The following is a 24,413-nucleotide window of genomic DNA, read 5'->3' as shown; positions in this document are numbered from 1 at the left end:
TCAATCAATTCCTTCCAGATTAATACATGAATTTAGTCTGTTGTTCTCCTTCTATGCAAGATTTATTTCCGGGATCGCACTTAAGGCAATCCAGATACCAATCATGAGCTAATTTGAAGTCCGCCTGCGCCTCGGTCTTCTGCTTGGCATCAGTCTCGGCCAGCGCGCGGAACTGATATGTTTGCCCGATCCAGAGGATCAGGTCTATTTCGTCGCAACGAGCTGATCCGGACGCGACCTTGCAGTCAAGCGCTTTTTTAAGATAGGTCAGCGCCTTGGTGTAATTATTGGGGCAAATCCCGCCAAAGTAGGCATACCCAAGCGACTTAAGGGCATCACAGTTGCCCGGTTCCAATTCCAGGACACGCTCCAGATATTTGACGCCATTGGCGCAGTCTTTAAGCTGATAAAGGTACGTCGAGCCGAGCATATTGACCGCCTTTATCGCGGTCGGCATATTTTTCTCATTGGAACTGACATAGCCCCAGAAATCAACCGCAATCTTCTCCAGATACTCGGTGGCCAGCGCCGCCAGGTTGATTCCCTCCAGCGGATCATCCGCAGGCGCGGTTTCAAAATCCTCTTCGCCGATATCCTCTTCCTGCATCGCAGCCTGGCCGCCCTTATCAGCCAGATACAGGGCCGCCATGGCGGCATTATAATAAATCGACCAGTATTTTTCATCAGCACCGAGAGCAATGCGCTTCATGTAGTAAATAAGAGCATTGCGATAGTCCTGTATATAGTTGTATGCTACGGCCACTCCATACAAAAGACGCTCCTGCGTCGAATCGTACTCAAGAGATTTTTTGTAATATGTAATTGTGTTGTAATGATCCTTCAGGCTCTCGTAACATTCGCCCATTTTTTTATACAGATCACTGACATCGACGGAAGAGCGATAATCCTCCCCTTCCATTTTCTTAAGATGCTGGTTGTAATAAACCAGAGCCGAATCAAATTCCTGATTGCCCTGGAAGGCACGGCCGTAATAGAAATAGATATCCTTGGGCTCGACCGGTATCGATAAAACGATCCGGAAATTCTCAATCGCTTCGGAATAACCGCCGAGCACCAGATATGACATACCGGCTTCATAGAAAGCGCGGCCGTTGGTGCTGTCCGGTTTCTCCTTCGATAATTCGAAATACTTCTTGTATGAACCGATGGTGGCTCTATAATGCTCTTTGGCCTCAGCAAACTGCTTCGCCGACCGGGCCGCCTTGTAATAGATTCCCCCCGCCTTCATCCAGGCGTCGGCATGAGTGGAATCTTTGCGCAGGACCAGGTTGAGTTTGTCGAGAGCACAGGTGTAATCTTTTAATTCCAGGCAGGCTTCGGCCCAATGGAAATAAACATCCAGCGAAGCGGTATCGAGCGCAAGCGCCTTGGCGTAATTGTCAATCGCCAACGGATAAATCTGCATCTGATAGTTGACATCTCCTAAACTTACATAAAAATCCGCATTGGCCGTGTCAATGAGAAGCGCCTTACGAATTTCGCTGTCCGCACTGTTGTAATCCCCGCGAGCCATATACGATAATGCCATGCCATTATGGAACATCGCTTTTTCCATGCCCTTGGATTTCTTCAACCCGGCACTAAAATTTTTCTCGGCCTCATCCAGATCGCCCATTTGAAGCTGAATTAAAGCCAGAGCATACAATCCGGGGTAAAACTTTTTGTTCTTGGTAACCGACATCTGAAATTGCTCTTTGGCCGCTTTCAGATTCTTTTGCTCTTTGTAAATATCGCCGAGAACCAAATAATTGTATTCATAACTTGGATCGAGCTTGATTTCATTATTCAGCATCTCGATTGCACGAGTCGTATCGCCGGACATAAGAACATCGGTAATTTCCTTTTTAACCTCCTGTGCAAGCAAAAATGCGGGCAGAAGGAATAAAATCGAGATGATTACAAATGCTATCCGGTTGCCTGTTTTTTCGCCAAAGTGATCCAAATTCAACACCTCACTCACGCTTAAAATTTAATCTGGTATAATAAACCAATTCGCCCTTTTGTCAAGCTTTTTATTGAAAGCCTCTCACTCATTTCCCGACTGATCATCGTGCCTTTTATATCTTCTGTAATAATACCTCATTCTGAATAGAAAATATAGTATTAATAATATACCAATGGCCCCCTTCCCCATCGGAGAAATTCCGACTGCCGGCATAAAGAACAATACATAAAAACCAGCAATCAAAACAATAATCGCGGACAAAATGTTCACTATTTTCTGAGGCCGGGAATAATCCATATTTTATCTCCTAATGTTTATACATTTTTTCGGCCCTTATCTTTCCATCACAATCCAGAATAACATCCCAAGTTATTGAATAACAACAAACATGCCGCCGCGCCCTTTAACTGCGGCACCGATTATCCATTACAAGGCAACAAGTTACAGTCAAGAAATTTACTGCCATAAATCCCGCTTTGCCCGTCTACGCAAATCATGCGCCTCGATTTTGGAGACATTTGGGTCGCACCTCTAAGGCATTGAACGACAGACAATTACTTATTCGCTTTGCCGGCTGCGAAAGGAAGCCAATTGGGCTGAATTCGTATGTTTTTACTATTGTTGAAGCCGAATCTCAAAGCGCCGTCAAAGCCAATTGATTCCCCCTCCCGATTCACGGCCGGCGTAAATTTCAGTTTCTTCAATATATCATCAATAACCCGTCGCAACCGATCGGGTGTATAAAACTGGTATTTCGCCGAACTTACTTTCCCGAGACTGTCAATATGTACCAGAATATCAACAGAATCCCGAAAAGGAACAAGGGAACCATAGGTGTAATCCCCGGCGGGAGCGTTTATTGGATATGGGGGATTTACGACGGATCCAAGATATAAAAGCGCCTCAACCCGCGTCATTTCGAAAATGTTCCGGCCCGTTTTTGCGCTGCCGGTTGACCAAAGCACCGTAGGGTAACTGACCTGACTAAATAATCTCACCGCAATGTTCAACCTGGCCCCAAAAGGCCGTCCATGATACAATGGCGGCGAAAATTCCGAGTGCAACAGAACATTCGACAGCAGATGGGCACAATCAGAACGATTCGTAAAAATTTGGTCATAATCGATTAATGTGCCGGCCGAATCCAGCTCAATTTCAAATATTACAAAAGGATAATCAGTCTCATTAACGGTCGGAACCGGTCGGGGACAGTAATAAGAGGGAAACCTCACAATCTCCGGCAGACTGAAACCATTCAGAAGAAGAGATTTCTCCACCAGATGATTGATTAATTCACAATTCGGTTCATCAAATGGAAATCTTACAAGAAACTCCGGTCGGTTGAATACCGGCCGAAAAATAATTTCCCCCGCCAATATAAATGGCCGGCTGATTCCGTCTATCCTGGCCGGGAAAAATTGTAAACCACGCAGAGTCTTACCGATTTTATCCAAATACATCTTTTTTTTCACAGGAAAACACGAGAAAGAGTCCACCTTGCCCTCAGATGATAGATAGAATTCGACATCGAATTGCAGCGGATAAGGTGTATACAGGACAGTATCGCCGGCAGCCAGCCGAATTTCACCATCCAGCGAGGGGAATTCCACATTGAGGATAAGGGGATTCTCCGACGCCGATGCAAAAGAAAAGAGACAAATTATCAGAGAAGCGAATAAAATAACGCGGTTTCCCATATGCTGAAAATAAACCTTATCCCGTTGGCTGTCAATTATTTCTTTGCAAATCATTTTCCCGCCTGGGGAGATTTGAATTTTTGTTCTTCCGGCAAACCACTTAATTGATACACCCGGGCGGACAAAAATGACGACATTTATCCGCATTTAATTCACGCCGCGCAGGCGGCGTAAAATGGTCCCGGACTCCTCCCGATCAAAAATGAAAAATCCCATGGAGAGCGATAAAGCGGCCGTAAGAACCACTTCCGCAAAGAAGATACCCCAGGTTGACGGGCTTAACAGGCGGGTCAGCAGATAACCGCCCGCGTACGAAACAGCCAGGGCGATCGACACCGCATAGAAAAAAGAAATATAATGCTGCCTCAAATCGATACCCAGAATGGATCGGATAATAGCGGGCACGACCAGCAGGTAAATGATTACCTGGGGGATGATAGTCCCGTAGGCGATTCCGGACAGCCCGTACCGGCCAACCAGCAATACGCTCAAAACAAGGTTCAATAAACCCTCGGCAATAATAATATACAGCAGCTTGCGGTGCTTGTCGACACCATACATAACCGATGTTGCAATGGCCTGGGGAAGAAAAATCGCCGCCGGGAGGATCAGGATTTTTAGTATCACGGCCGACGTCTCATAACCCGGCCCCATCCAGAGCAAGATCAGGGAGTCGGCAAAATTCAGTGTGATACCGCCCACGATGAAAGCCAGAAAAGAGAAATATTTTATCCCTCTGGTATAAATAAATTTGATGTTGCCGGATTTATCGATCGTTTCATAATGGCTGATAATCGGTCTTAAGGGGAAAGTGACCGCATGAATAAAGGCCCTTAAATAGACAATAAAACCGGCCGCAATAGAATATTTTGTCACAGAGGCAGGATCCAAAAAATATCCGATCAGGATATTGTCGGTATTCGAAATAAAAAGCCAGGCAAAGGAAATCAGGAAACTTATAAATCCGTATTTAAGAAAATCCCGGGCGATCTCACGCGCCGCCGGCTTAAATTTGATCCTGACATTGGGGAAAAGCTTCTTTTGAAAGCCGGCTCCGAGAAGCAGCCGTACCTGACTGAAAACGAAAAAGGCCAGGGCAAACGCCACCAAACCGTATCCGCTCTTGAGAAGAATGATGATGGCCGCGGTACGAAGAACATCTTCCAAGATCATCAATCCATAAACGATATCATAACGATGAAAAGCGCCCAGCGAGTCGCCCCGGCAGATCATGACAAAACTCAGAGCGGTGTTCAATCCCATAATCAGCAGCGCCAGTCTCCCCTGGACAAGATATTGTTCGGGGATTTGCAGCCAGTCAAATACGAAAAAGGAGAGGATAAAAGTCGCCGCAATGACAATCAAACCGACTATACCGTATATAAAAAAAGCGGTACTCAGCATCGCGTTGACTTTTTCCATGTCACCAAGGCCAAGGTACTTCGAGATGAAACGCAGCAGTGCCTGCTTGATTCCAAGATCCAGGACGGTGACATAATTCAGAACGGAAATGACCAGTATCCAGACGCCATATTGCTCATTTCCCAGCGTGTGAATTATAAAGGGATTGACGAGGAAAACCAGGATAACTCTGATCGCCAGAGATGCCCAGCTGCTGAATATATTTTTCCCGAATTGTCCGATTAGACTCGACATAATTTTATTAATATAGGGAGTTCAATCATAAATAAAAATCTAATAAAATCTACCCGGCTCGTTTTCCCGTCGCTGGGATTACTGGAATAGACTATTCAGCAGGATGGTTCAGGACCGCTTTTATAAAGATAGTTGATAAGGTAAGTAACATCCAGAATATTGACAGCTCCATTGCCGTCGGCGTCGGCATTGGGAAGATCGGACGGCGCCGGGCCGCTGTGGTAAAGGTAATTCAATAGATATGTAATATCCAGAATATTAATGGCACCATCATCGTTGGCGTCGCCGCAAAACATTTGAACATTTTCCAGAAGGACTATTTTATCCAGAAAATACTCAGTCGTAATCAAGTCAAGATCGCCATCTCCATCGAAATCGGCCGCCGCAAGGGAATTTGGCATACTGGCCACGGCCACCTCAGGCTGTGTCAAAAATGTCCCTGTACCACTGTTAAGAAATATCGAGACGCCATTGGAGCCCTTATTGGCCGCCGCCAGATCCGGCCATCCGTCACCGTCGAAATCGCCCGATAAAAACCGATACCGGTCCAATGCCTGCACTCATGCCACTGCCGGCAATAAATGCCCCGTTTCCCTGATTTAATAGAAGGACAATATCATTAGAATCAATATTCACCACGGCCAGATCCTGATCGCCATCGCAGTCTGCATCCAGCGCCGCCAGTTGCTGCGGGCCGGCTCCGACCGATACCACCGACATAACCGGAAACTGACCGAAACCATTATTAATCAAGAGAACCACTTGATTATTGCCGTGCAGGACCACTGCCAGATCAATATTATAATCCCCGTTGAAGTCTCCCGTTGTTATATCTGTGGGAATACCGCCGACATTTAATATTTCCCCCGTTACGAAGACATCATTAGTATTATCAAGAATAACAATATCATTGGATTCATCGCTGCCATAGATCAAATCGAAATCACCGTCACCGTCAAAATCGCCCCCGTTCAGGCACTGGGGTTTGCCGCCGGTATTTATGATATATTGCGGTGCAAACGTATTATTTCCATTATTTTTTATAATGGATACGTTCCCAGAATTATAGTTGGCGGTCAGCAGATCAGGGTCGCCATCATAATCAAAATCGACTGCAAATAGTGCGGCCGGATTATCACCGGCCAGACAGGTTCTGGTCATTGCCGGATGTCCGTTGCCATCATTAAACAGCACCGTAACATTGTCGGTAAATCTGTTGGCGACCGCCCAATCGGCCAGTCCGTCCCGGTTGAAATCGGCCGCCCTGACCGACTGCGGGCCGTCGCCGACCGCGAAGGCAGTATCCCGTTCAAAGACTCCCGCACCTCCGTCCACCTCAACAGCAAAAGACCAAATCCGGCTATGTTCCAACGGCGAACCAAGGTCCGAGCATATATGTTCCGTCATGGCGCAGGTAACAATTTCTCCCGGCAAAAAATCCCGATTCGGATTAAAGACTACAGTATGGGTCGGCCCATTATATGAGATCACTCCGGAATGGCGCCCCGTAAGATGGCCGGTGACGACAAAAGTGGTGTCATTGATGCTGCTCGCATCCATTCCGACATTGAAGGCTACGGATATGGTCGTGGAACCGGGAATATTTTGGGCGTTGGCTGCCGGTACGGTGGATTCGACTATAATCCCCAGGTTGGATAGAATGGAAATATTATTGCCACTGTTGTTGGAGGTGGCCACATCAAGATCGCCGTCGCCGTCAAAATCGGCCGCAAGGACCGAAACAGGATCGATTCCGACATAATACTCACCGTACGGAATCAACTGCCCCGACCCATTGTTGACCAAAACCGAAATTGAGTTGGAGCCCCAGTTGGCCGTAATTAAATCAATCCGGCCGTCCTGATTTACATCCCCCGCGGCAAGTGCTTTGGGATTAAAGCCGACATTAACCTGGGTCAGGAAAACAAAGTTGCCCTGCCCGCCGTTCCGCAGAACTGAAATGTAGCTGGTCCCGCCGTTGGCAACAACCAGATCAAGATCGCCGTCGCCATCAAGATCGAGGGCTTTGGTATCAAGCGGATTGTAACCGCAGGCAACCATGGTGGGGGCGCCAAAAAGACCGGTACCGTTATTTAATAATATCGATACATTGTTTCCTTCCAGGTTGGCCGTAGCCAGATCAATATCTCCGTCCCCGTCAAAATCTCCGGAACTCAACGCATTGGGGTAGGGACCGGCATTATATTGCCCCCCACTGGAAAAAGTTCCGCTGCCCAGATTTTTAAGCACCGTAATATTATCCGAACCACCGTTGACTACCGCGATGTCGAGATCGCCGTCACCGTCAAAATCACGAGAGACCATTTCATGAGGGAAACTGCCCACATTATAGAAAACGGGCGGGAGAAAAGCGGTATCGTTATCATTTGAAAATATTGATATATTGCCGGCATCAAAATTAACACTGGCAAGGTCAAGATCGCCGTCGCCGTCAAAATCGGCGGAAAAAACCGATCGCGGCCCCTCACCTGTGACCAGTGAAGTGTCGATTTCAAAGCCGCCCTCGCCGTCGTTCAGGAGAATAAGAATCTCATCCGAACTATTGACGGCGGCTGAAATATCTAAATCGCCGTCGCCGTCAAGATCCGATGCGCATATCGCGTCCGGCGTCAGTCCGAAAGCAACCGTTTTTACCGGTCCAAGAGCCCCGGTCCCGCCGGAAACCCCGACCGTAAATGACCAGACATAAGGTGAATAAATATTTATTCCGGTTGCTGACCGGACATTCCCGGTCAGAACGGCGGTAATCGTCTCTCCGCAACACAGTCCTGTTTCAGGGTAATGAGTTACCGTACGCGTCGCGTCATCGTAGATAATATTTCCCGAACAAGCTCCGGATAATGAACCATAGACATGAAATGATGATGCATTGATTGAAGTTGCGTCCATATCGGAGTCAAATTCGACCGAAATTTCACACGAGCCGGGCTCACTGATCGAATTCGCTTCGGGGGATGTTTGATAAATATAATCATGCCGATTGAGCAGGATGGAAACATCATCCGTGACACCGTTGGCCACGGCTACATCGATATCGCCGTCACCATTGAAATCGGAAGTACAAACCCCCCGGGGATATGCTCCGACCGGGGCCGCCGAAGGCATCGAAAAAACGCCATTGCCGTTATTTCGTAGAATACTGGCATCCGCACTCAATTCATTGGAGGTCATCAGTTCCAGATCCCCGTCACCGTCAAGGTCACCCGTGGTAATCGAATAAGGCCCTCCCCCGACCGTATAATTAACACGGCCGGCAAAAATCCTGTTGCCAAGATTCATAATTACGGAAACTTTAGAAGTACTGTAGCAGGCCGAAGAGATATCATTTTTCCCATCACCATTCAAATCGGCAATATGAACATCATATGCAATCGCCCCAAGAAAAAGGCCCTGTCTTACATTCAAAGCGCCCTGGCCGTTATTGTAAAGTATTGAGATTCCGGAAGAGTCTATATTGGCAGCCGCAATATCAATGGCTCCGTCATTATCCAGATCTGCGGCGCATAATGATAACGCCACGCCGGCCAGGGGATATGATAGGGTATCAGCAAAACCGCCGGTTCCGTTATTTATCATCAGGAGAATTCTTGGGCTGTCATATCCGGTGACAGCTATATCAATGAGACCGTCTCCATTAAAGTCGGCGGCGGCTATCGCCGCACCGGACCGGCCGGCGGGGTAGTCGGCACGATAATCGATTGTGCCGTCACCGGTGTTAAATAAAATCGAAACATTGTCTGTGTCATAATTGGCCGAGGCGATGTCCAGATCCCCGTCAGCATCGAAATCGGCGCAGGTGATTTTCTGTGGATCGGAATCCAATTGATACTGCGACATATTATCGAACCGACCGATCCCGTCATTCATAAGAATTGCCAGGCTCCCTCCGGAACCCCGGTTACCGGTGACCAGGTCAATATCGCCGTCGCCATCCATATCGGCCGAATAAATCGAGGATGCATAGTCGCCTGCGGGATAATCAACATGATCGATCAGGTTTCCGCCGCGGTCGTTGCCCGCAACGGTAAATGACCAGCTAAAGCTATTCTCCATAGAAATGCCCTGCAGCGATTTTATGCCGGTTGTCAGAAGAACTGTTATGACCTCACCGGGGGCGAAATCGGCCGATGGTTCAAAGGCGAAGGCCCGAAGGCCGGAGCTAAAGTAGAAGGTCCCGTCATGATAGCCTGTCGAAGCGCCTCTGATAATCATGGTGGTACTATTGACACTTGACAGGCCCATGTCCATGTCGAATTCGACCGAAATAATCGGACTCGACGAAGTATGGACCTCATTTTGCCGGGGATGAACAGTAATTACCTGCGGCGCCTGAGCCCATAGAGAAATACTGCCCAAAAAAATAATCAGGGCCGGCACACCCGCCAGATTTTTGAGATACCAGAGCATCTCTCACCTTACAATATAGAGTCCTTTTTTTTGAACCAGATGGCTCAGCAGTAATTTCGGACAATGCTAACACTGCGAAGACATTTATAAGACCCTGCACGTATTAGACATAAGAATATATACACGGAATTGATTTGTGTCAAGAAAGGATAATTCCCAACAGGACAAAACCTCATGGTACATTCCTACGCCACATAATGTGCCGCCGACCCCATATTTATGTCATTATTTTTTTCAAGCTCATGGACAGTGAATAGTGGGACCGTTTCGATAAAGATAATTAATAAAGACAATAATATCGAACAGGTTATAAAACCCGTTCCCATCGACGTCCATGGCCTCCAATGGAACCGCCTCTGGCCCATTTTTATAAAGATAGTTTATAATGAATAAAATGTCAAGCATATTAATAATGCCGTCGCCATTGCCATCCCCGCAAAGAAAATCGCAGGCATCTCCGGTCCCGTCATTATCCAAATCGGCCTGGTCCGGATTATAAACATTGGCGCAGTTGTCACAGACATCGCCAAAGCCGTCCTCATCGACATCTGACTGGGATGAATTGGTGTTGTCGGGGCAATTATCGCATGCAAACCCGATCCCATCACCGTCGGGATCATTCCTGAAGACTCTTTCGGCCGCCCATTCCGAACGCAGATAACTGCCGTCCTGGGCCTGGACAGACCAGTAAATATCACAATATAGCCGTGTGTCAATATAAATCGTCCAGCGTTCGTTATGTTCGACATTGGGCGCCCAGGGCGGTGTCACTCCCGACATTATTTCATTTCCTCCGGGCGTAACTCCGATCCGAAGGTTATATTTTATAAGAGCCTGGGAAGTATGGTCGTCCAGCGAGGGCTCCCAGCCAAATGTAATGGTCGAATCGGTAAGCGAAGTAGTAAATCCTCCGGGCACTCCCGGGGCAAAATTGGTTCCCCCGGAAACCAGATGGTAATAAATATAGCCATCGCAATTGGCCGCATCCAGAAAACCGTCGTCATTTAAATGACCCAACCCCATCCACAACGGCCAGGTTTCCGTCGATAAGGTTAAATTGCCGAGGCCGTCATTCAAATACTTGGGCGAAATATCATCATCACCGTCACAGTCAACATCGGGGGATCGATAAATCCTGTAATTACCCGATTGCCCGGTGGGATTTCCCAATTGTGTGTACTCACCGGAGCCGTTATTGATATATCGATAGGCCTTATAGGTAAGATATTCAAGAAGAAGGACGTCGAGGTAGCCGTCACTGTTGAGATCAGTGAAGGTGCTCCACGGGTAGCCGTTGCTGTATGTGTCTTTGAACCATACCGAGTAATTAAACACTCTTCGGGCAACATTGGTGTAAACGGCCGAGGCGCTGGCATTATTCGACCACAGCAGGTCAAAATCACCATCGTTATCGATATCGCCGACATCAACATCCTTGGAAATACCGTTAGGCATCACGCCCTGGACCAAAAATCTTCCGTCGCCACAGTTCCATAATATATTAGCCTGGTAACTGTAGCCATGCCCGTTTACCACAATATCCACGAAACCGTCATTATCGAGGTCGGCCACCCTGCCCCCGTAGACCTCTCCCGGAGAAACGTCGTAGGAAGTATCATAATTAAAATGCCCGCTGCCGTCATTCAGATAAAGATTTACATAATCGCCGAAACAGTTTATAAAATCCAAATCGCCGTCATTGTCGATATCTCTGACATCATTGCTGCCGTCCATAAGCCCCAGCGAATCATAAAGGAGAAACTCTCCCCCGCCATTATTGAGAAACACCCGGTCCGTCACTAAATCGTTGAACCCGTCATTATTCAGATCAACCACCATATTCTGGCAATTGCCACCGACAAAAATATCAGATTTTGAGAATAAAAGGGCCGACAAGGACGGACTTGGAAACATGATAAGGAAAAACGAGAAAATTATCGCAAAAACCTCTGTCAGACTTTTCATGCTCCTCCCTCGGGCACAATCCCTGTTTACAGGCATTTCGATGTTACCTTCTTAATCCGGTTTCCCAATGAGTCAGAGACCTTCCTATTTTAAACGCTCCAATCGTCATTTTGTTGAAACAAAGCATCTTACGCAATTGCCCAACATCCATTTTCCCTGCCAATTTTGTCCTGTCAACTACTATGGGTTTCATCAGGCTAAATTCTTACGTCAAAAAGTGTTCATATGTATATTTTCCCAATATAAGCCCCTCTGTTATGGCGAAAATTATGAAGACCGGGAATGACCTGCTGATCGAATGACAAAGAGATACCGTTGGTGCCACGATTTTGTCCCCGCTTGGTGAATAGCAACGAAGGCTCCGAAAGACGGATTCTATAGGGACATTTATAAAAACTATGGACAATAATTTACATTTCAGCTTACTATTTTCCACACACCGCCGAATTTAAGCGCTCTTTAGGGACAGACCGGCGCCGGCCCGCCTTTATAAATATAATTGATCAGGTAAGTTACATCGAGCAGATTGCACGCGCCGTTGCCGTTGGGATCACCTGCCGCGACCGGTATCGGAGGCGGACCATATTTATAAATGTAATTAATCAGATATGTCACATCAAGCAGATTGACCGCGCCGTTGGCATTGGCGTCTCCGCACACATAATCCAACATAATCGAACCATTTATAAACACGGGCGAATAATCTATCACCGGACCATAAAACATGGGCAGATAGGAAGAATAACCGTCAAGTTCGATGGCCGATTCCTGATCCATAGTGGCCGAGCCGGGAATAACAAAATAGATCTTCAGGATCGGCCCATATCCCGGAACCAGATCGGGTGTCGCCGTATTGGTGTTCAGCAATGAAAATGTCATTCGCTTGTTATAAGGGTCGAAACTTATCTGTTTTCTCTGATCGAAATAATCGGTGCGGCATCCCGAGGTGGAAAATGTCACATAATCCAGATTTAAAGTGCCGGCATACTCAACCGGAATACGCAGCGACTGAAGCGGAACCGTGTTCCGGGCATTTATAATCACCTCAACCGTATCGCCGGGGTCACCCATGGCATCTATACTCAGCAGCGAGTCGGCCAGGGCCGTTATATATTTTAATGTCTGGTAGCTCGTTTTCTGTCCGCCCGATGATATCTCGAGCTTTACATTATAGCGGCCGGGAAGATGATAAGTATGGAGCGGCGACTGAATGTAGGCCGAATCCCCGTCACCGAAATCCCAGGTCCAGCTGTCGACGGCCAGTTCGCTGACACCCGTGAACTGAACATCCAGCGGAACCGCACCCCATAAAGTATCCGCGATAAAATGCACCCCCCGGTCAGGGACAATATTGGTGACGGCGAATTCTACCCACTGCGAACAACCTTCCCACGGACAGTGAAGAGCATCTATCGTGTACCAGGCATTGCGGCTTCCGCCCCAGCCGTAATTCATATGAACCTGGTTCAATGTCTCAACCTGTCTCCAGCCGTCACCCACGATTGAATGCGAATAAATACGGTACTGGACCGGCTGCGCCAGCTCGGCCTGCGTGCTTAAAATGTCCGACCAGGCTTGAATTCCATAATCGGTCCGCTCATGAATTTCCGTCCAGTTATGATAACGGAAATAAGTCGGGAATACGGTTGCGGCATCGGCCGTATAAGCCCCTGAGCCGCATGCGCCGTAATCCATCATAAAAGCCACCCCGACCTCATAACACAACTCGGCCACAGCCGCCTTCTGTTCGGGAGTGTCACTGACACTGTGACTGTTTTTAATATTGGCCCAGTCATACGGATTATTGTAATCGGCGGATAAAAACTGGCCGGGAGAAGAACCGCCGCATGAATTATCACCATACCAGTAATAGGTCAGCTCGCCGATTCCCTCCGACGGCCATTGATAATAATTCAGAATCTGGGCCGCCGCCGTCGCCACACAGCCAACCACCGTCCGCCCCCCGTCGCCGATTGGACAATCATTATTATAAGGTGTATTCTGATGCCAGATGCTGGTAAGAAGGGGGCCGAACTCTTCCATCGGCTGCAATGCTTTCGCCGTCAGATTTTCCATGAAGACAGCTTCATCGGTCAGGAAGAAATCCCATTGCTGCCGATGCTCCACGCCCAGGAGACGCTCGCCCTTGTCGCTCGGAACCACCTCAAGGCTGCCGTAAAATTCGACAAACAGCCGGGCGCGATGCTGCAGGACATCCCTGATCAGGGCCGGAAAGCCGAATTTCTCATCCGGCAGAAGTTCAAAATCATATTCATCGGAGCAGGCCATAACCGGAGGAAGATCCTTGAGTATCGGCACAATAATATAACCCAGCGGGGCCACGTGATAACAATGCGCAATCAGCGTGTCATTCATTAAAATATCCTCAAATCCGGAAATCCCCGGATTCGCCGAACCGCCCCAGTCACCATGCTGTACGGTCAGATAATTCAACCAGTTTTGCGCCGCTAATTGCATTTCATCGGACGTGGCGGTTTCGGCATGAACCGAAACTGCGGCGGCAAGCAAAATAATACCGGTCAGACAAATTTTTAACATGGTGTCATAATTATGGATGCGCATAGTGTCCCCTTCAAATTTGCACGTTTCATATAGCAGGCGAACTTAGGTGGTACTTTGAAAATATAGCCATAAATTAAATATTGTCAAGAAATTATAAGGACTCGTAAAGATAAATCGATGCTATATAAAATATTTTTTATTAAAAATCCGGAGTGGCAGAAAAAATTATGGATTTCGATAAAACGGCCCGAAAATATCATTGGACTCCGCTTACTGACCGGCGCTGAAGTACAGATTTAGAAGCTAATTCGTCGGACAATTGCCGGGGCGCTTCGGTTCGAATTTATGTCGGGGACCCTTCAATTCATTGTCGCAAATTGGTCCGACTCCATTACTGTACAGGAACCTGATCAAATGCGTCACATCCAGAAGATTAATGGCCCCGCTGCCGTCGGTGTCGCCCGATATAATCGGGATCGGAGCCGGCCCGCCTTTATATAGATATCTGATCAGGCTGGTGGCATCGAGAACATTGATAGCGCCGCTGCCGTCGGCGTCGCCGCAGATAAACGGCGGAGGAACCAGCGGAACGGCGCCGATATCACTGCGGGATCCATCGGGATCATTATAACTCGGGCTGGGATGCCCGGCATCTATACACGGTGAGCCCATCAGCAGATTGAAGTCTTGCTCGGCCGGACCGGCCAGCATCGGGTCCTCATAAAGGCAATTCAGACCCGGGACGCAGCTTCAGCCAAAGTCGATATCATTATTGAAAAAACAAACATAATCCAGCTCGGCATAACTGCCGTCCACGGCGGTCCCGAGCGATCCGCTGACAATATTATTCAAGGAAGTCGCCTGCCCGCTGTTGCACATCGACGCCGATTGATTGGCGTTGAAAGTATTGTTGATAATATAGGCCTTACCATACATCACCCAGACACAGGCTTTTCCCAGATTTTCATAAAAGATATTCCGTTCGATTACCGGAACACCAACCGAATCCCAGCAGGTGACAACCGCAATATCAAGCTTATTGACAGCCAGGTTATAACAAAAGATGTTGTTCTTAATAACCGGCGAGGCGCCGTTATTGATAAAAATGGTGTGGCTGTTGCTTCCTCCGGACAAAGTAAAACCGGAAAATTCGGTTTCACTGCTGTTGCCTCCGGCAATATTGACCGCAATGGCATTGGGGTCGGCCGGCTGTAAGAAGGTCGAATCGGCCCCACCGAGGGTGGTTACGACGATGCTCTTATCGAAATAATCCAGATTTTCGATATAAGTGCCCGGCGCAACCAGCACCGTATCGCCCTCTTTGGCATCATCGATTCCCTGTTGAATGGTGGGCATATCATTGGGAACGACAATTGTCTCCGCCCGTGATGAAGAAGAAATAATAATCAAAAGCAACAAAGCGAGAGCCGTAAAGATTACATATAGTTTTTTCATCTCTCTCCCGGTGGTTAGTGGGATTTAATAAATAATATGAAATTTATCCGATTTGTCAACATTGAAAATTAAGAAAGTTCCGGGTTGACCCGTCTCTCATTAAGTCTTAATATATAATCGACATTAATATAATTAAGAAATCTCATCAATTTTCTTAGCGGAGAATACATGAAAAAGAAAACCACGAAGAAAAAAAAGCGATTGCTTGAAGCAGCCGATATCTGCCGGTTGAATGTAATCAACTCGGTGGCTATTTCGCCCGACGAAACCAAAGCAGCTTATACTATGGAGACTGTCTCGGACGATAAGAAAAAATATTTCTCGAGACTTTTTGTAGCTGATATAAAAAGTGGCGATACCCGGCAGTACACTTTCGGCGAAATCTCCGATCACTCACCGGTCTGGTCGCCCGACGGCAGCCAGATCGCCTTTATCTCCAGCCGCAACAAAAAGTCCGGTATTTATGTCATTCCGACAACAGGAGGAGCGGAAAGGAAATTACTCGAAAAGGACGGTTCCTTCTCCGGCCTTAACTGGACACCCGATGGCAAAGAGCTGGTTTTTGCGTTTCGTTACAACGATTCCCACGAAATCACCGATGAGAAAGAAAAGAAAGAACCGCCGCTTTTCAGACATATCACCCGCCTATTTTATCGTCTTGACGGGTTGGGATTTCTGCCAAAAGACAGAAATCATATCTGGAAAGTCGACGTTGCTTCGGGAAGCAGTAAGCAACTGACCACCGGAAAGCATGATGAGATCTCGCCGACTGTATCGCCTGATGGCAAATGGATCGCCTTTATTTCCAACCGTTCGGCCAATCCGGACCTCTATTTTTTGCATGATGACCTGTTTATTATTCCGATAAATGGCGGCAAAGAAAAAAAGATTGCGACCCCGAAGGGCCCCATGACCGCCCCCTTATTCTCGCCCGACGGCAAAAGAATAGCCTACATCGGCCATGACAACCCTGATGACGCCTGGGGCGTCACCAACACGCATATCTGGACCGTAGGTATAAACGGGCGCCCGGCCGCAAAAGATCTAATGCCTAAATATGATCGGCATGCTTATGATTCGACCCTTGGGGATATCGGCGAAGGAGTGCAGGCAAATATGATGTTCTGGACACCGGATGGTAAAAAGATATATTTTTCATCCTCGGATCTTGGCTCGACCCATATCTTTTATGTCCCTTCGCGCGGCGGCCTGCCCACTCGCGTTACCCACCGGAAGTGCCATATCCGCGGCTTCAGCATGAATGGCAGGGGCCGAACAATTGCGGCCGTGTTTTCCGATCTTACCGTCACCACCGATCTGCTGGTTATGCCGCCTGTTTATCAGGGAGACATCAAGGCAAGAATCCTGGTTTCGCCTAATAAAGAAATGTTTGCGGGGATCGACTGGCCCAAAACGAAAGAGCTCTGGTTTAAGGCTCATGACGGCTTGGAGCTGCAGGGGTGGCTGGTTACACCTCCAGGTTTTAATAAAAACCGGAAATACCCCGCAATTCTTGAAATTCACGGCGGTCCTCGCACCCAGTACGGTTTCACCTTTTTCCATGAAATGTTGCTGCTGGCCACAAAAGGGTATGTCGTATTTTATACTAATCCGCGCGGCGGTGTCGGCCGGGGCGAAACATTCGCCGATGCGATTACCGGCTGCTGGGGTGAAATCGATTATCTTGACTGCATGTCGGCGACCGATTTTATGGAAAAGCTGCCCTTTGTGAATAAAAACAAGCTGGGCGTTACCGGCGGTTCATGCGGGGGCTTTATGACCAACTGGATTGTCGGTCACACCAACCGGTTTCGGGCGGCGGTCACTCAAAGATCGGTGGTCAACCTGGAATCATTTTTCGGCTCATCCGATATGGGTTATGATTTGAGCAAGGAGTTCAAGGGTTATCCCTGGACCGATCAGGAGACATACCGGAAATACTCTCCCCTGACTTTCGCCTCAAAAATCAAGACTCCCTTGTTAATCATCCATTCGGAGAATGACCTCAGATGCAGCATTGAGCAGGCGGAACAGCTCTTTGCGACGCTCATGATGATGAAAAAGAAAGTGGAATTTATAAGATTCCCGGGGGAACCTCATGGATTATCCCGGCATGGCCGCCCCGATCGGCGAATCGCCAGGTTGAACTGGATCTTGAAATGGTTTGACAGATATCTCAAATAATCGGGGGGAAAATAAAAAAAAGGCTGCCGGAATAGATCCGGCGGCCTTTTCATTAGTAACCGTTTTCTCTTAAGTATTTTTCGGCTTCTCCAAGCGACCTGAAAAGCTTGGTAATATCGGCCGCGGCCCCTTTATCTATCATTTGTTTCAACTGGCGCATGGTGACCGGATTATCGATAACATATATTGATATTACCGCTCCGTTTTCCAGGCTCCACAGCATGTGCTCACCGATAATATTTGTAATTTCAGGGTAAGATGACTTCCAATTCGTCAGGATAGTCAGCTTAGCCCACTTGTTGCCAAGCAGCGGTTTGGCAGCAACGGTATAATCTCTATGGTAATCATGGGCCGTTTCGGCCTTCCAGATGCCATAAATCTTTGCCGTAACCAGTTTCTTCTCGGTGTCGACATCGATGTTGTAAAACATGCTTAGATTCATAACCCAAACCCCGGTTTAGGATTTCGACCCACCTTTTATACTGGTTAACAAGAGTATAATTCAAACGACTGATTTTCGTGTTCTATCAGAAGCCGCTTTTTTTCAAATGACGATCGGCTTCTTCAACTGAATTAAACACCTTACTTATGTCTTCTGTTCCACCCATTATAAACATTCTCTTAAGCTGAGCCAGAGTAATCGGATTATCGATTACATTAACCGAGAGAATCATTCCGTTCTCCCGACACCATTTCAGATGTTTCCCAATAACATCGACCACCTCCGGCTATGATGATTTCCAGTTCCGCAGGTCAATAATTTTTCCCCATTTTCCCTTTATCAGCGGCTCGGCTTCGGCCATAAAATCCTCATGATAGGAGCGGGCCGTCTCCTCTTTCCAGATTCCGTATATCTTTTCCCTTATAATTTTCCTCTCGACATCGGCTTCCACTGTATAGTTCATACTAATGCTCATGTTCCGTACTCCTAAATGGGTAAGGTGGTCAGCAGATGGACCTAAAATGGCGACCAAAGGTATCGTAATTACGAAGCACCAATTAAACGATATTTTTAAGTAAAGTCAATTAATTTTTTCCCTAAAAAAACAGATGCCGCCGTCTCCGGCGACATCCTTCTGGGAGGGACTATGTGTAAGGCACTATATTATACGCTCAAGTTTCAAATTTGATAATAAAAATTTCTTTTTTTTGAAGTTTTTTAATCGCTTTTCGGATAAGGCCTTATTGCCGTCGGTATAATCGTAATTATTGGAAAATACCCCTTATCCAGGCAGCCGATTATAGAGTCGATTAGTATACTATGTCGTACCCGCCATCAGGAAATCCGGTCATAACCGGTCGATTTTAGGCAGCCCGTTTAAGCCGCCTTCTGGCGGAAAGAAACATCCCGATAAAGACAATTATTGTCCCCAGCCATAGCAAATTTATCCCCGGTTTCCTGGAAACATCCAGAATAAGCCTGTCGGGCGATCCCGCCTCGACCAATCCCGGAATCGACAGCGAGACCGTGCCCTGATCGGCAAAGATCTTATCCAGCTTTATCTTGTACTCAGAGCCGCTGAACAGGTTGATCGGATCAGAGACCATCTTTGTCCCGGATGGATCGGAGCGCAGAACCGGGACGACTGTTTCGGTCCGGCCGTCGTAACCAACTTCAAGCCAGGCGCCCACCGACATTCCGGCAGAACCCTCATGAGAGGCCACTTCGAAATCGACGAATTTTATCGTGTAGTCACCCACCGACTCACTCTGTCCCTTGCGAAGCATCATGCCGTGCCCGCCGGTCATCTCCTGAATTTCCTGTGGCGAGAAGTATAGGTCATAAGTCAGATTCTTTTGTATATACGGCTTCTTCATGATTCCATCCAGCCGACGAGTATAAAAATATTGCGGGCGTCCCTCGGTCTGTTTTCCATTGTGGTCAAGAGCCAGCAGGATTTCATTCTTCGCGTCGGCAATCGATCCTGTTGTCCCCTGATAGGTAACATCAATATCATAGGCGGATTTTGCCTGCGATCGCGGAATGACCAAATTACGGTTGGAGGAATAAACGGACGAAGTCAGAATACCGACCAGCATCATAGCAAATCCGAAATGAGTCAAATAGCCGCCGGCCGCGCCAAGGTTTCCCGGAATATGTTTCGACAGCACAATTATATGCGCCCCTGCTGCGGTTGTGGCCGCAACAATAAAGAAAAGATTTTCGATTTCCCCGACTCCAAGCAACAATGCAATGATCAGTCCGGCCAGTCCGGCCGACAATGAGATGATCAGATTCCGGCCCATATTCGGAAATCTAAAGTATAATATGATCGCCGTCAGATAAATCAGGAGCGTTATCGCAATCGCAAGACTGATCAGCTCGACCAGCCAGAGAATCGCCGAAATAACCAGGGCCGTCAAAATTGCGGTCAATAATCTGACGTTCAAACCCTCGATCTTTTCTCCCAATCCCTTGATAAAGGGACTTATTGTCAAAAACAGACTTATCAATATGGCAAACGGGAACGCAAATGTATTATAGGTGGATACTTCAGCGGCGACCGGATTTTCGGTAACATATTGGGTTATCAGCGGCAGCGATGACCAGAACAGTACCACCACCCCCAGAACGACCAGGAGAAGCATCCCGACAAACAATATAAAATCCCTCGAAAGCAGATTATAAGTCAATGGATTACCCGGCATTTCAGGGCTGCGGAAAAATATAAACAAAGCCGCCGCCAGGGCCAGGAACAAAATCATAAAGGAAATCAAAATCGCATTGGCCCCGAGATCGACAAATGAGTGCACCGAGAAATCGGCCAGCACCCCTGATCGCGTCAGAAATGTTCCATATATGACCAGCAAAAAGACAAAAATCGACAAAAACAGGTTGGTCCTGCGGAGAGCGCCGATACGCTTTTCGACCAGCAGGCTGTGAATCAGTCCCAGCGAAACAACCCAGGGTACGAAGGATGTGTTTTCGACCGGATCCCAGGCCCAATAACCGCCCCATCCCAGCGTTTTATAGGCCCAGTAGCCCCCCAAAACATTCGCCACCGCCAGGGATAAAGAGGTAATGACAATATAAGGAAAAGACGTTTTCAGCCAATCGGTGTAATCCTTCCGAACCATGGCCGCCAGAACCAGAGCAAACGGCACCCCGGCCATGGCATAAGCTATAAACATGATGGGCGGATGAATCACCATCCAGGGATCCTGCAGCAGCGGATTGAGACCCGCGCCTTCAGCCGCCGCCGTAGCCAGGCGCTCGAACGGCGAGAGTGTCATCATCATAACAACCAGGAATAAATTGATGAGAGAATAGAAGAACATCCCCCATGTTTTATACCGACCGCCTCTGAACAATATTATCAATCCCAATAGGCCGCTAAAAAGGGCCCACAGAAGGTACGTTCCTTCCTGCCCGCCCCAGAAAGCTGAAAGCAGGTAGAAGAAGGGGAGGTCCGATGATGAATAACTGTAAACATATTCAATCGCAAAATCATGCGAAAAGAACAAAAAGTATAAATAGGCCGAGGCGCCGGCAATTAGAACCAGAAATAGATAATAAGCCTTGCTGCCCAGATCGAAAAGATTACGCCTGCCCAAAGCGGTGATAAAAAAAGCCAGCCCCGAGAGTATAGTCATTCCCAGGGCCAGGTAGATTACTAAATCGCCCAACTGTCCTGATAACATATTTTATCCCTGAGTTTCGCCTGCCGTTCCCTGATACTTGGAGGGACATTTGACCAGAAGCTTTTCGGCTATAAAACCTCCCTCGCCCGGCTTGCCGCGCACCAGAACCGACGTGGCCTGGTCAAAATTGCCGGGAACGACCCCCTTGTAGATTACTTTTAGCCGATCGGCCCCTGACGGGCTGTCAGCTTCTATATCATATATGGAAAATATCAATCGGTTATTATCGGCGTCAAAGGTGACATCATCAAAGTCGATTTTGCCCGCCACCTGAACCGTCCTGGTGGCATTTCTGGCCTCTTCGAATGAAACATATTTGACCGTGGTTTTGAAAAAGGCCGAGGCCCCCCAGGCTATGAAAACAATGATTATAATACTGCCGATAATGTACTTAGCCTTCATTTTTCTTTTCGATCCTCTTTATCCTTCGGTCAAGACCCATTAAATATAAAAATATTCCGATCCAGATTATCAGAACAACAATCATGACGATATAGTTCGCATTCATTTTGAATACCCCGGTAAATTTTTATCCGCGACTCTCGCCAGCCGCAGCGAAAGATTGTAAATCCAGGCAAAAAGCGCCGTAAACACCGCCAGCGACCCAAAAAATATGACCGCTACCGTGGCCCCCATGGTTATCTGGCCTTCGTTGTCAACCACCGAGTCGGAAGGGTGCTGCGAATAATCGGCATACAGGCGGGGCAGAATAAATATCAAGAAAACAGCCGACACCGCAAACAGAATCGACAAAACCGCCGAAAGAGTCGCTTTGGTTTCGGCATTCGGAAGCGCCGACCGCAAAGCAAAATAGGCGCCATATATAATGAGTAGAATGAATATCGATACTTCCCGGATCTCCGACCAGTTCCAGAATTCGCCCCATGTCATCCGGGCGAAAATCGATCCGGTCACGGTGGCAAGAATCGAAAAGACCAGACCCAGCCTGGCCGCCAGGACCGCCTTGGTATCGTAATCCATGTTCCTGGTTCTTAAAAATTGTATGGAAAACACCATCGAAGTAACAAAGGCCAGCGCCGCCACCCATGCCTGCGGAACATGAAAATAAAAAATACGATAAACATCGGCGTCACCAAGTGATACGGCCGGGTTCATCGGCGAATGAGTCAGGAAGGCCGCGACTATAACCGCGGACATCGCCGTAAATATCAAAATTTTCCACCACATAATTATACCATTTCAATTATACGCCCCAATTGGCACCCAAATTAAGAAAAAAATGAACAAAATCAACCCATTTTCCTTTTTTACTGCCGCCAGACAAAATCAAACAGCATTACCGAAATGGTGACCATCACCACATCATATGGAATCAGCACCTGGAGCGGCAAAGAAATATCGGCAAACCCGCCGCCGCCGAATGCAACCTTGGTAATTTCTATGACCGCCAGAAGAAGCGGCAGCAAAATCGGGAATGACAATACCGTGAATAGCGTCCCCTTTACGGTTGCCTTGGCCACAATCGCCGCGATGATGGTCGTGGCGCCGGCCAGACCGATATCGCCGAGTATCAGGCCGACCAGAAAAATGGCCCAATTTTGCGGGGTCACCTTTAGAAGAATAATAAACAAAGGCACGATAAGAATCGATAGTATGGTCAGCAGCAACAGATTGAAAATCAGCTTGCCGAAAAAAATCACCAGCCCGTCGGTGGAAAGCTTTAGAATCAGGGCCGTGCCCGATTCCTCTTCCCTTATAAAGACCTGCGCCAGGCCCGACATCGATGCAAAAAAGAGAATGACCCAGAAAAGCGCCGCCATCAGGTCGCTGTCGGGTGTGCTGATACCAAGCGCCACCGAAATCACGGTCAACGTCACCAGCGCAAACATCAAAATCGAGTTGATCGCATAGCGGGTTCGAAACTCGGCCGTGATATCTTTTCGCGTGACGGCAAGAACTTTAGCTGCCCAACTTACAGAATTGCTCGGCAAGCGAGTATTCCTCCCTTTCATTAGTGGCCACGATCGTGATGGAACTTTCTTTTCGGGAGCGAATAATATCCCAGACAATCTGTTTTCCCGACTCATCAAGATTCGCGCTCGGCTCATCGACCAGTAATATGGTCGGCTCTTTCAATAATGCCGCGGCATATTTAAGGCGCTGCTTCATCCCGGTGGAATAGGCTCCGACAAAATCATCTCCCCGTCCGGCCAGACCCACTTTCTTCAACAGCGATTCGATCTCGTCTCTTGTCTTTACACGGCCGTCAACCTTGGCAAGAAAGAGGAGATTTTCAAACCCGGTCAAAGCATCATACAGTGAGAGATATGGCGAAACCAGAGCCATTTTCTTTCGATACTGCTCAAAATCGAGCTTTTTGCCGTCTTCCGAAAAACTAATCTTCCCACTGGTCGGATAAGATAATCCCATTAACAGTCTTAGTAGAGTCGTTTTGCCCGAACCATTGGGGCCGGTAATAGCCGCCGACTGCCCAATCTTGAGAACTAAGTCTATGTCCTCAAATATCTTCCTTGGGCCGAACCATTTGCCAAGCTTTTCAATTTCCAGTTTCAGCATAAGTCGGACTAAGGTAACTATCTAATATATTGTAGTCAAGGAAATAAAACTGGACTGCTTTGGTCTCTTAGATTCACGCAAAACCCGTTCGTAAAAGTCACATCCGGCGAAGGTAATATCCATTTAATCCAGTAATTATAATTGGCGGCATTTTTCATTTAAATTACCGGAATGATAACCGTATATTAAATATGTTGGAGAACCTTTCTCGCGAAAATACCGACCAATCTCTTCATTTTCCTGAAGAGGCAGGGTATCAGGTATACTGCTCCCCATTAATTGACAAGGATTGTTAAGAGAGTATCTTGTGGCTGATTTCACAAAGGAGATCAGTCATGAAGCGACGGCAATGGGATTCG

At 47.6% G+C, this 24,413-nt stretch carries 19 protein-coding genes; 1 reads left to right on the top strand and 18 read right to left on the bottom strand.

Annotation, left to right across the window (positions count from 1 at the left end):
• Positions 1 to 19: 19 nt before the first annotated feature.
• From CVT49_12130 to CVT49_12085, 10 genes are all read right to left on the bottom strand, one after another.
• Positions 20 to 1,963, bottom strand: coding sequence for a hypothetical protein (locus CVT49_12130; GenBank protein PKK82744.1), 1,944 nt, complete (start codon positions 1,961 to 1,963; stop codon positions 20 to 22).
• An 84-nt stretch (positions 1,964 to 2,047) separates the two neighbouring features.
• Positions 2,048 to 2,263 (bottom strand): hypothetical protein, encoded by a 216-nt coding sequence (locus CVT49_12125; GenBank protein PKK82743.1) that lies wholly within the window; start codon positions 2,261 to 2,263, stop codon positions 2,048 to 2,050.
• A gap of 257 nt (positions 2,264 to 2,520) precedes the next feature.
• Positions 2,521 to 3,810 (bottom strand): hypothetical protein, encoded by a 1,290-nt coding sequence (locus CVT49_12120; protein ID PKK82742.1) that lies wholly within the window; start codon positions 3,808 to 3,810, stop codon positions 2,521 to 2,523.
• Positions 3,811 to 5,319, bottom strand: a complete 1,509-nt coding sequence (locus CVT49_12115; protein PKK82741.1) for a hypothetical protein — start codon at positions 5,317 to 5,319, stop codon at positions 3,811 to 3,813. It abuts the gene before it with no gap.
• A 95-nt stretch (positions 5,320 to 5,414) separates the two neighbouring features.
• Positions 5,415 to 5,879, bottom strand: coding sequence for a hypothetical protein (locus tag CVT49_12110; protein ID PKK82740.1), 465 nt, complete (start codon positions 5,877 to 5,879; stop codon positions 5,415 to 5,417).
• Positions 5,830 to 9,747 carry a hypothetical protein gene (locus tag CVT49_12105; GenBank protein ID PKK82739.1) on the bottom strand — a complete coding sequence of 1,306 codons (3,918 nt, stop codon included), beginning with the start codon at positions 9,745 to 9,747 and terminating at the stop codon, positions 5,830 to 5,832. Before CVT49_12105 ends, CVT49_12110 begins: the two co-directional genes overlap by 50 nt.
• Before the next feature lie 240 nt (positions 9,748 to 9,987).
• Entirely contained in the window at positions 9,988 to 11,748 is a 1,761-nt protein-coding gene (locus CVT49_12100) for a hypothetical protein (GenBank protein ID PKK82738.1), read from the bottom strand.
• Between the two features lie 423 nt (positions 11,749 to 12,171).
• A complete protein-coding gene (locus tag CVT49_12095) occupies positions 12,172 to 14,295 on the bottom strand; it encodes a hypothetical protein (protein PKK82737.1) in 2,124 nt (707 codons plus the stop codon).
• A 243-nt stretch (positions 14,296 to 14,538) separates the two neighbouring features.
• Entirely contained in the window at positions 14,539 to 14,946 is a 408-nt protein-coding gene (locus CVT49_12090; GenBank protein PKK82736.1) for a hypothetical protein, read from the bottom strand.
• 39 nt (positions 14,947 to 14,985) lie between these two features.
• A complete protein-coding gene (locus CVT49_12085) occupies positions 14,986 to 15,690 on the bottom strand; it encodes a hypothetical protein (GenBank protein ID PKK82735.1) in 705 nt (234 codons plus the stop codon).
• 168 nt (positions 15,691 to 15,858) lie between these two features.
• Between CVT49_12085 and CVT49_12080 the strand changes: the two genes are divergently transcribed.
• A complete protein-coding gene (locus tag CVT49_12080; protein PKK82734.1) occupies positions 15,859 to 17,874 on the top strand; it encodes a peptidase in 2,016 nt (671 codons plus the stop codon).
• Positions 17,875 to 17,926: 52 nt separating this feature from the next.
• On the opposite strand, the gene CVT49_12075 is transcribed toward CVT49_12080, so the two are convergent.
• The 8 genes from CVT49_12075 to CVT49_12040 form a co-directional block, all read right to left on the bottom strand.
• Entirely contained in the window at positions 17,927 to 18,304 is a 378-nt protein-coding gene (locus tag CVT49_12075; GenBank protein PKK82733.1) for a hypothetical protein, read from the bottom strand.
• Between the two features lie 97 nt (positions 18,305 to 18,401).
• Positions 18,402 to 18,596 (bottom strand): hypothetical protein, encoded by a 195-nt coding sequence (locus CVT49_12070; GenBank protein PKK82732.1) that lies wholly within the window; start codon positions 18,594 to 18,596, stop codon positions 18,402 to 18,404.
• A 583-nt stretch (positions 18,597 to 19,179) separates the two neighbouring features.
• On the bottom strand, positions 19,180 to 21,516 hold the full coding sequence (locus tag CVT49_12065) for a hypothetical protein (GenBank protein PKK82731.1): 2,337 nt from the start codon (positions 21,514 to 21,516) through the stop codon (positions 19,180 to 19,182).
• Between the two features lie 3 nt (positions 21,517 to 21,519).
• The gene (locus tag CVT49_12060; protein ID PKK82730.1) at positions 21,520 to 21,918 is read right to left on the bottom strand and encodes a cytochrome C biogenesis protein; all 399 of its coding nucleotides are present in this window, start codon (positions 21,916 to 21,918) and stop codon (positions 21,520 to 21,522) included.
• Positions 21,908 to 22,024, bottom strand: coding sequence for a CcmD family protein (locus tag CVT49_12055; protein ID PKK82729.1), 117 nt, complete (start codon positions 22,022 to 22,024; stop codon positions 21,908 to 21,910). Before CVT49_12055 ends, CVT49_12060 begins: the two co-directional genes overlap by 11 nt.
• Entirely contained in the window at positions 22,021 to 22,704 is a 684-nt protein-coding gene (locus tag CVT49_12050) for a cytochrome C biogenesis protein (protein PKK82728.1), read from the bottom strand. The genes CVT49_12055 and CVT49_12050 overlap by 4 nt, the downstream gene beginning before the upstream one ends.
• A gap of 80 nt (positions 22,705 to 22,784) precedes the next feature.
• A complete protein-coding gene (locus CVT49_12045) occupies positions 22,785 to 23,585 on the bottom strand; it encodes an ABC transporter permease (protein PKK82727.1) in 801 nt (266 codons plus the stop codon).
• Entirely contained in the window at positions 23,437 to 24,054 is a 618-nt protein-coding gene (locus tag CVT49_12040) for a transcriptional regulator (protein PKK82726.1), read from the bottom strand. The genes CVT49_12045 and CVT49_12040 overlap by 149 nt, the downstream gene beginning before the upstream one ends.
• Between the last annotated feature and the right edge of the window lie 359 nt (positions 24,055 to 24,413).

This window comes from candidate division Zixibacteria bacterium HGW-Zixibacteria-1, assembly GCA_002838945.1.
In the GTDB taxonomy this organism is placed as follows: Bacteria; Zixibacteria; MSB-5A5; order GN15; family PGXB01; genus PGXB01.
This window is presented reverse-complemented; position numbering and strand designations above follow the sequence as displayed.

Coding starts and splice junctions, on each gene's coding strand:
- CVT49_12125 (PKK82743.1), bottom strand. CDS start 2,263: ATGGATTATTCCCGGCCTCAGAAAATAGTGAACATTTTGTCCGCGATT.
- CVT49_12120 (PKK82742.1), bottom strand. CDS start 3,810: ATGCGGATAAATGTCGTCATTTTTGTCCGCCCGGGTGTATCAATTAAG.
- CVT49_12115 (PKK82741.1), bottom strand. CDS start 5,319: ATGTCGAGTCTAATCGGACAATTCGGGAAAAATATATTCAGCAGCTGG.
- CVT49_12105 (PKK82739.1), bottom strand. CDS start 9,747: ATGCTCTGGTATCTCAAAAATCTGGCGGGTGTGCCGGCCCTGATTATT.
- CVT49_12100 (PKK82738.1), bottom strand. CDS start 11,748: ATGCCTGTAAACAGGGATTGTGCCCGAGGGAGGAGCATGAAAAGTCTG.
- CVT49_12095 (PKK82737.1), bottom strand. CDS start 14,295: ATGCGCATCCATAATTATGACACCATGTTAAAAATTTGTCTGACCGGT.
- CVT49_12090 (PKK82736.1), bottom strand. CDS start 14,946: ATGCTGGCCGGTCCGGCCGAGCAAGACTTCAATCTGCTGATGGGCTCA.
- CVT49_12085 (PKK82735.1), bottom strand. CDS start 15,690: ATGAAAAAACTATATGTAATCTTTACGGCTCTCGCTTTGTTGCTTTTG.
- CVT49_12080 (PKK82734.1), top strand. CDS start 15,859: ATGAAAAAGAAAACCACGAAGAAAAAAAAGCGATTGCTTGAAGCAGCC.
- CVT49_12075 (PKK82733.1), bottom strand. CDS start 18,304: ATGTTTTACAACATCGATGTCGACACCGAGAAGAAACTGGTTACGGCA.
- CVT49_12065 (PKK82731.1), bottom strand. CDS start 21,516: ATGTTATCAGGACAGTTGGGCGATTTAGTAATCTACCTGGCCCTGGGA.
- CVT49_12060 (PKK82730.1), bottom strand. CDS start 21,918: ATGAAGGCTAAGTACATTATCGGCAGTATTATAATCATTGTTTTCATA.
- CVT49_12055 (PKK82729.1), bottom strand. CDS start 22,024: ATGAATGCGAACTATATCGTCATGATTGTTGTTCTGATAATCTGGATC.
- CVT49_12050 (PKK82728.1), bottom strand. CDS start 22,704: ATGTGGTGGAAAATTTTGATATTTACGGCGATGTCCGCGGTTATAGTC.
- CVT49_12045 (PKK82727.1), bottom strand. CDS start 23,585: ATGAGCCGAGCGCGAATCTTGATGAGTCGGGAAAACAGATTGTCTGGG.
- CVT49_12040 (PKK82726.1), bottom strand. CDS start 24,054: ATGCTGAAACTGGAAATTGAAAAGCTTGGCAAATGGTTCGGCCCAAGG.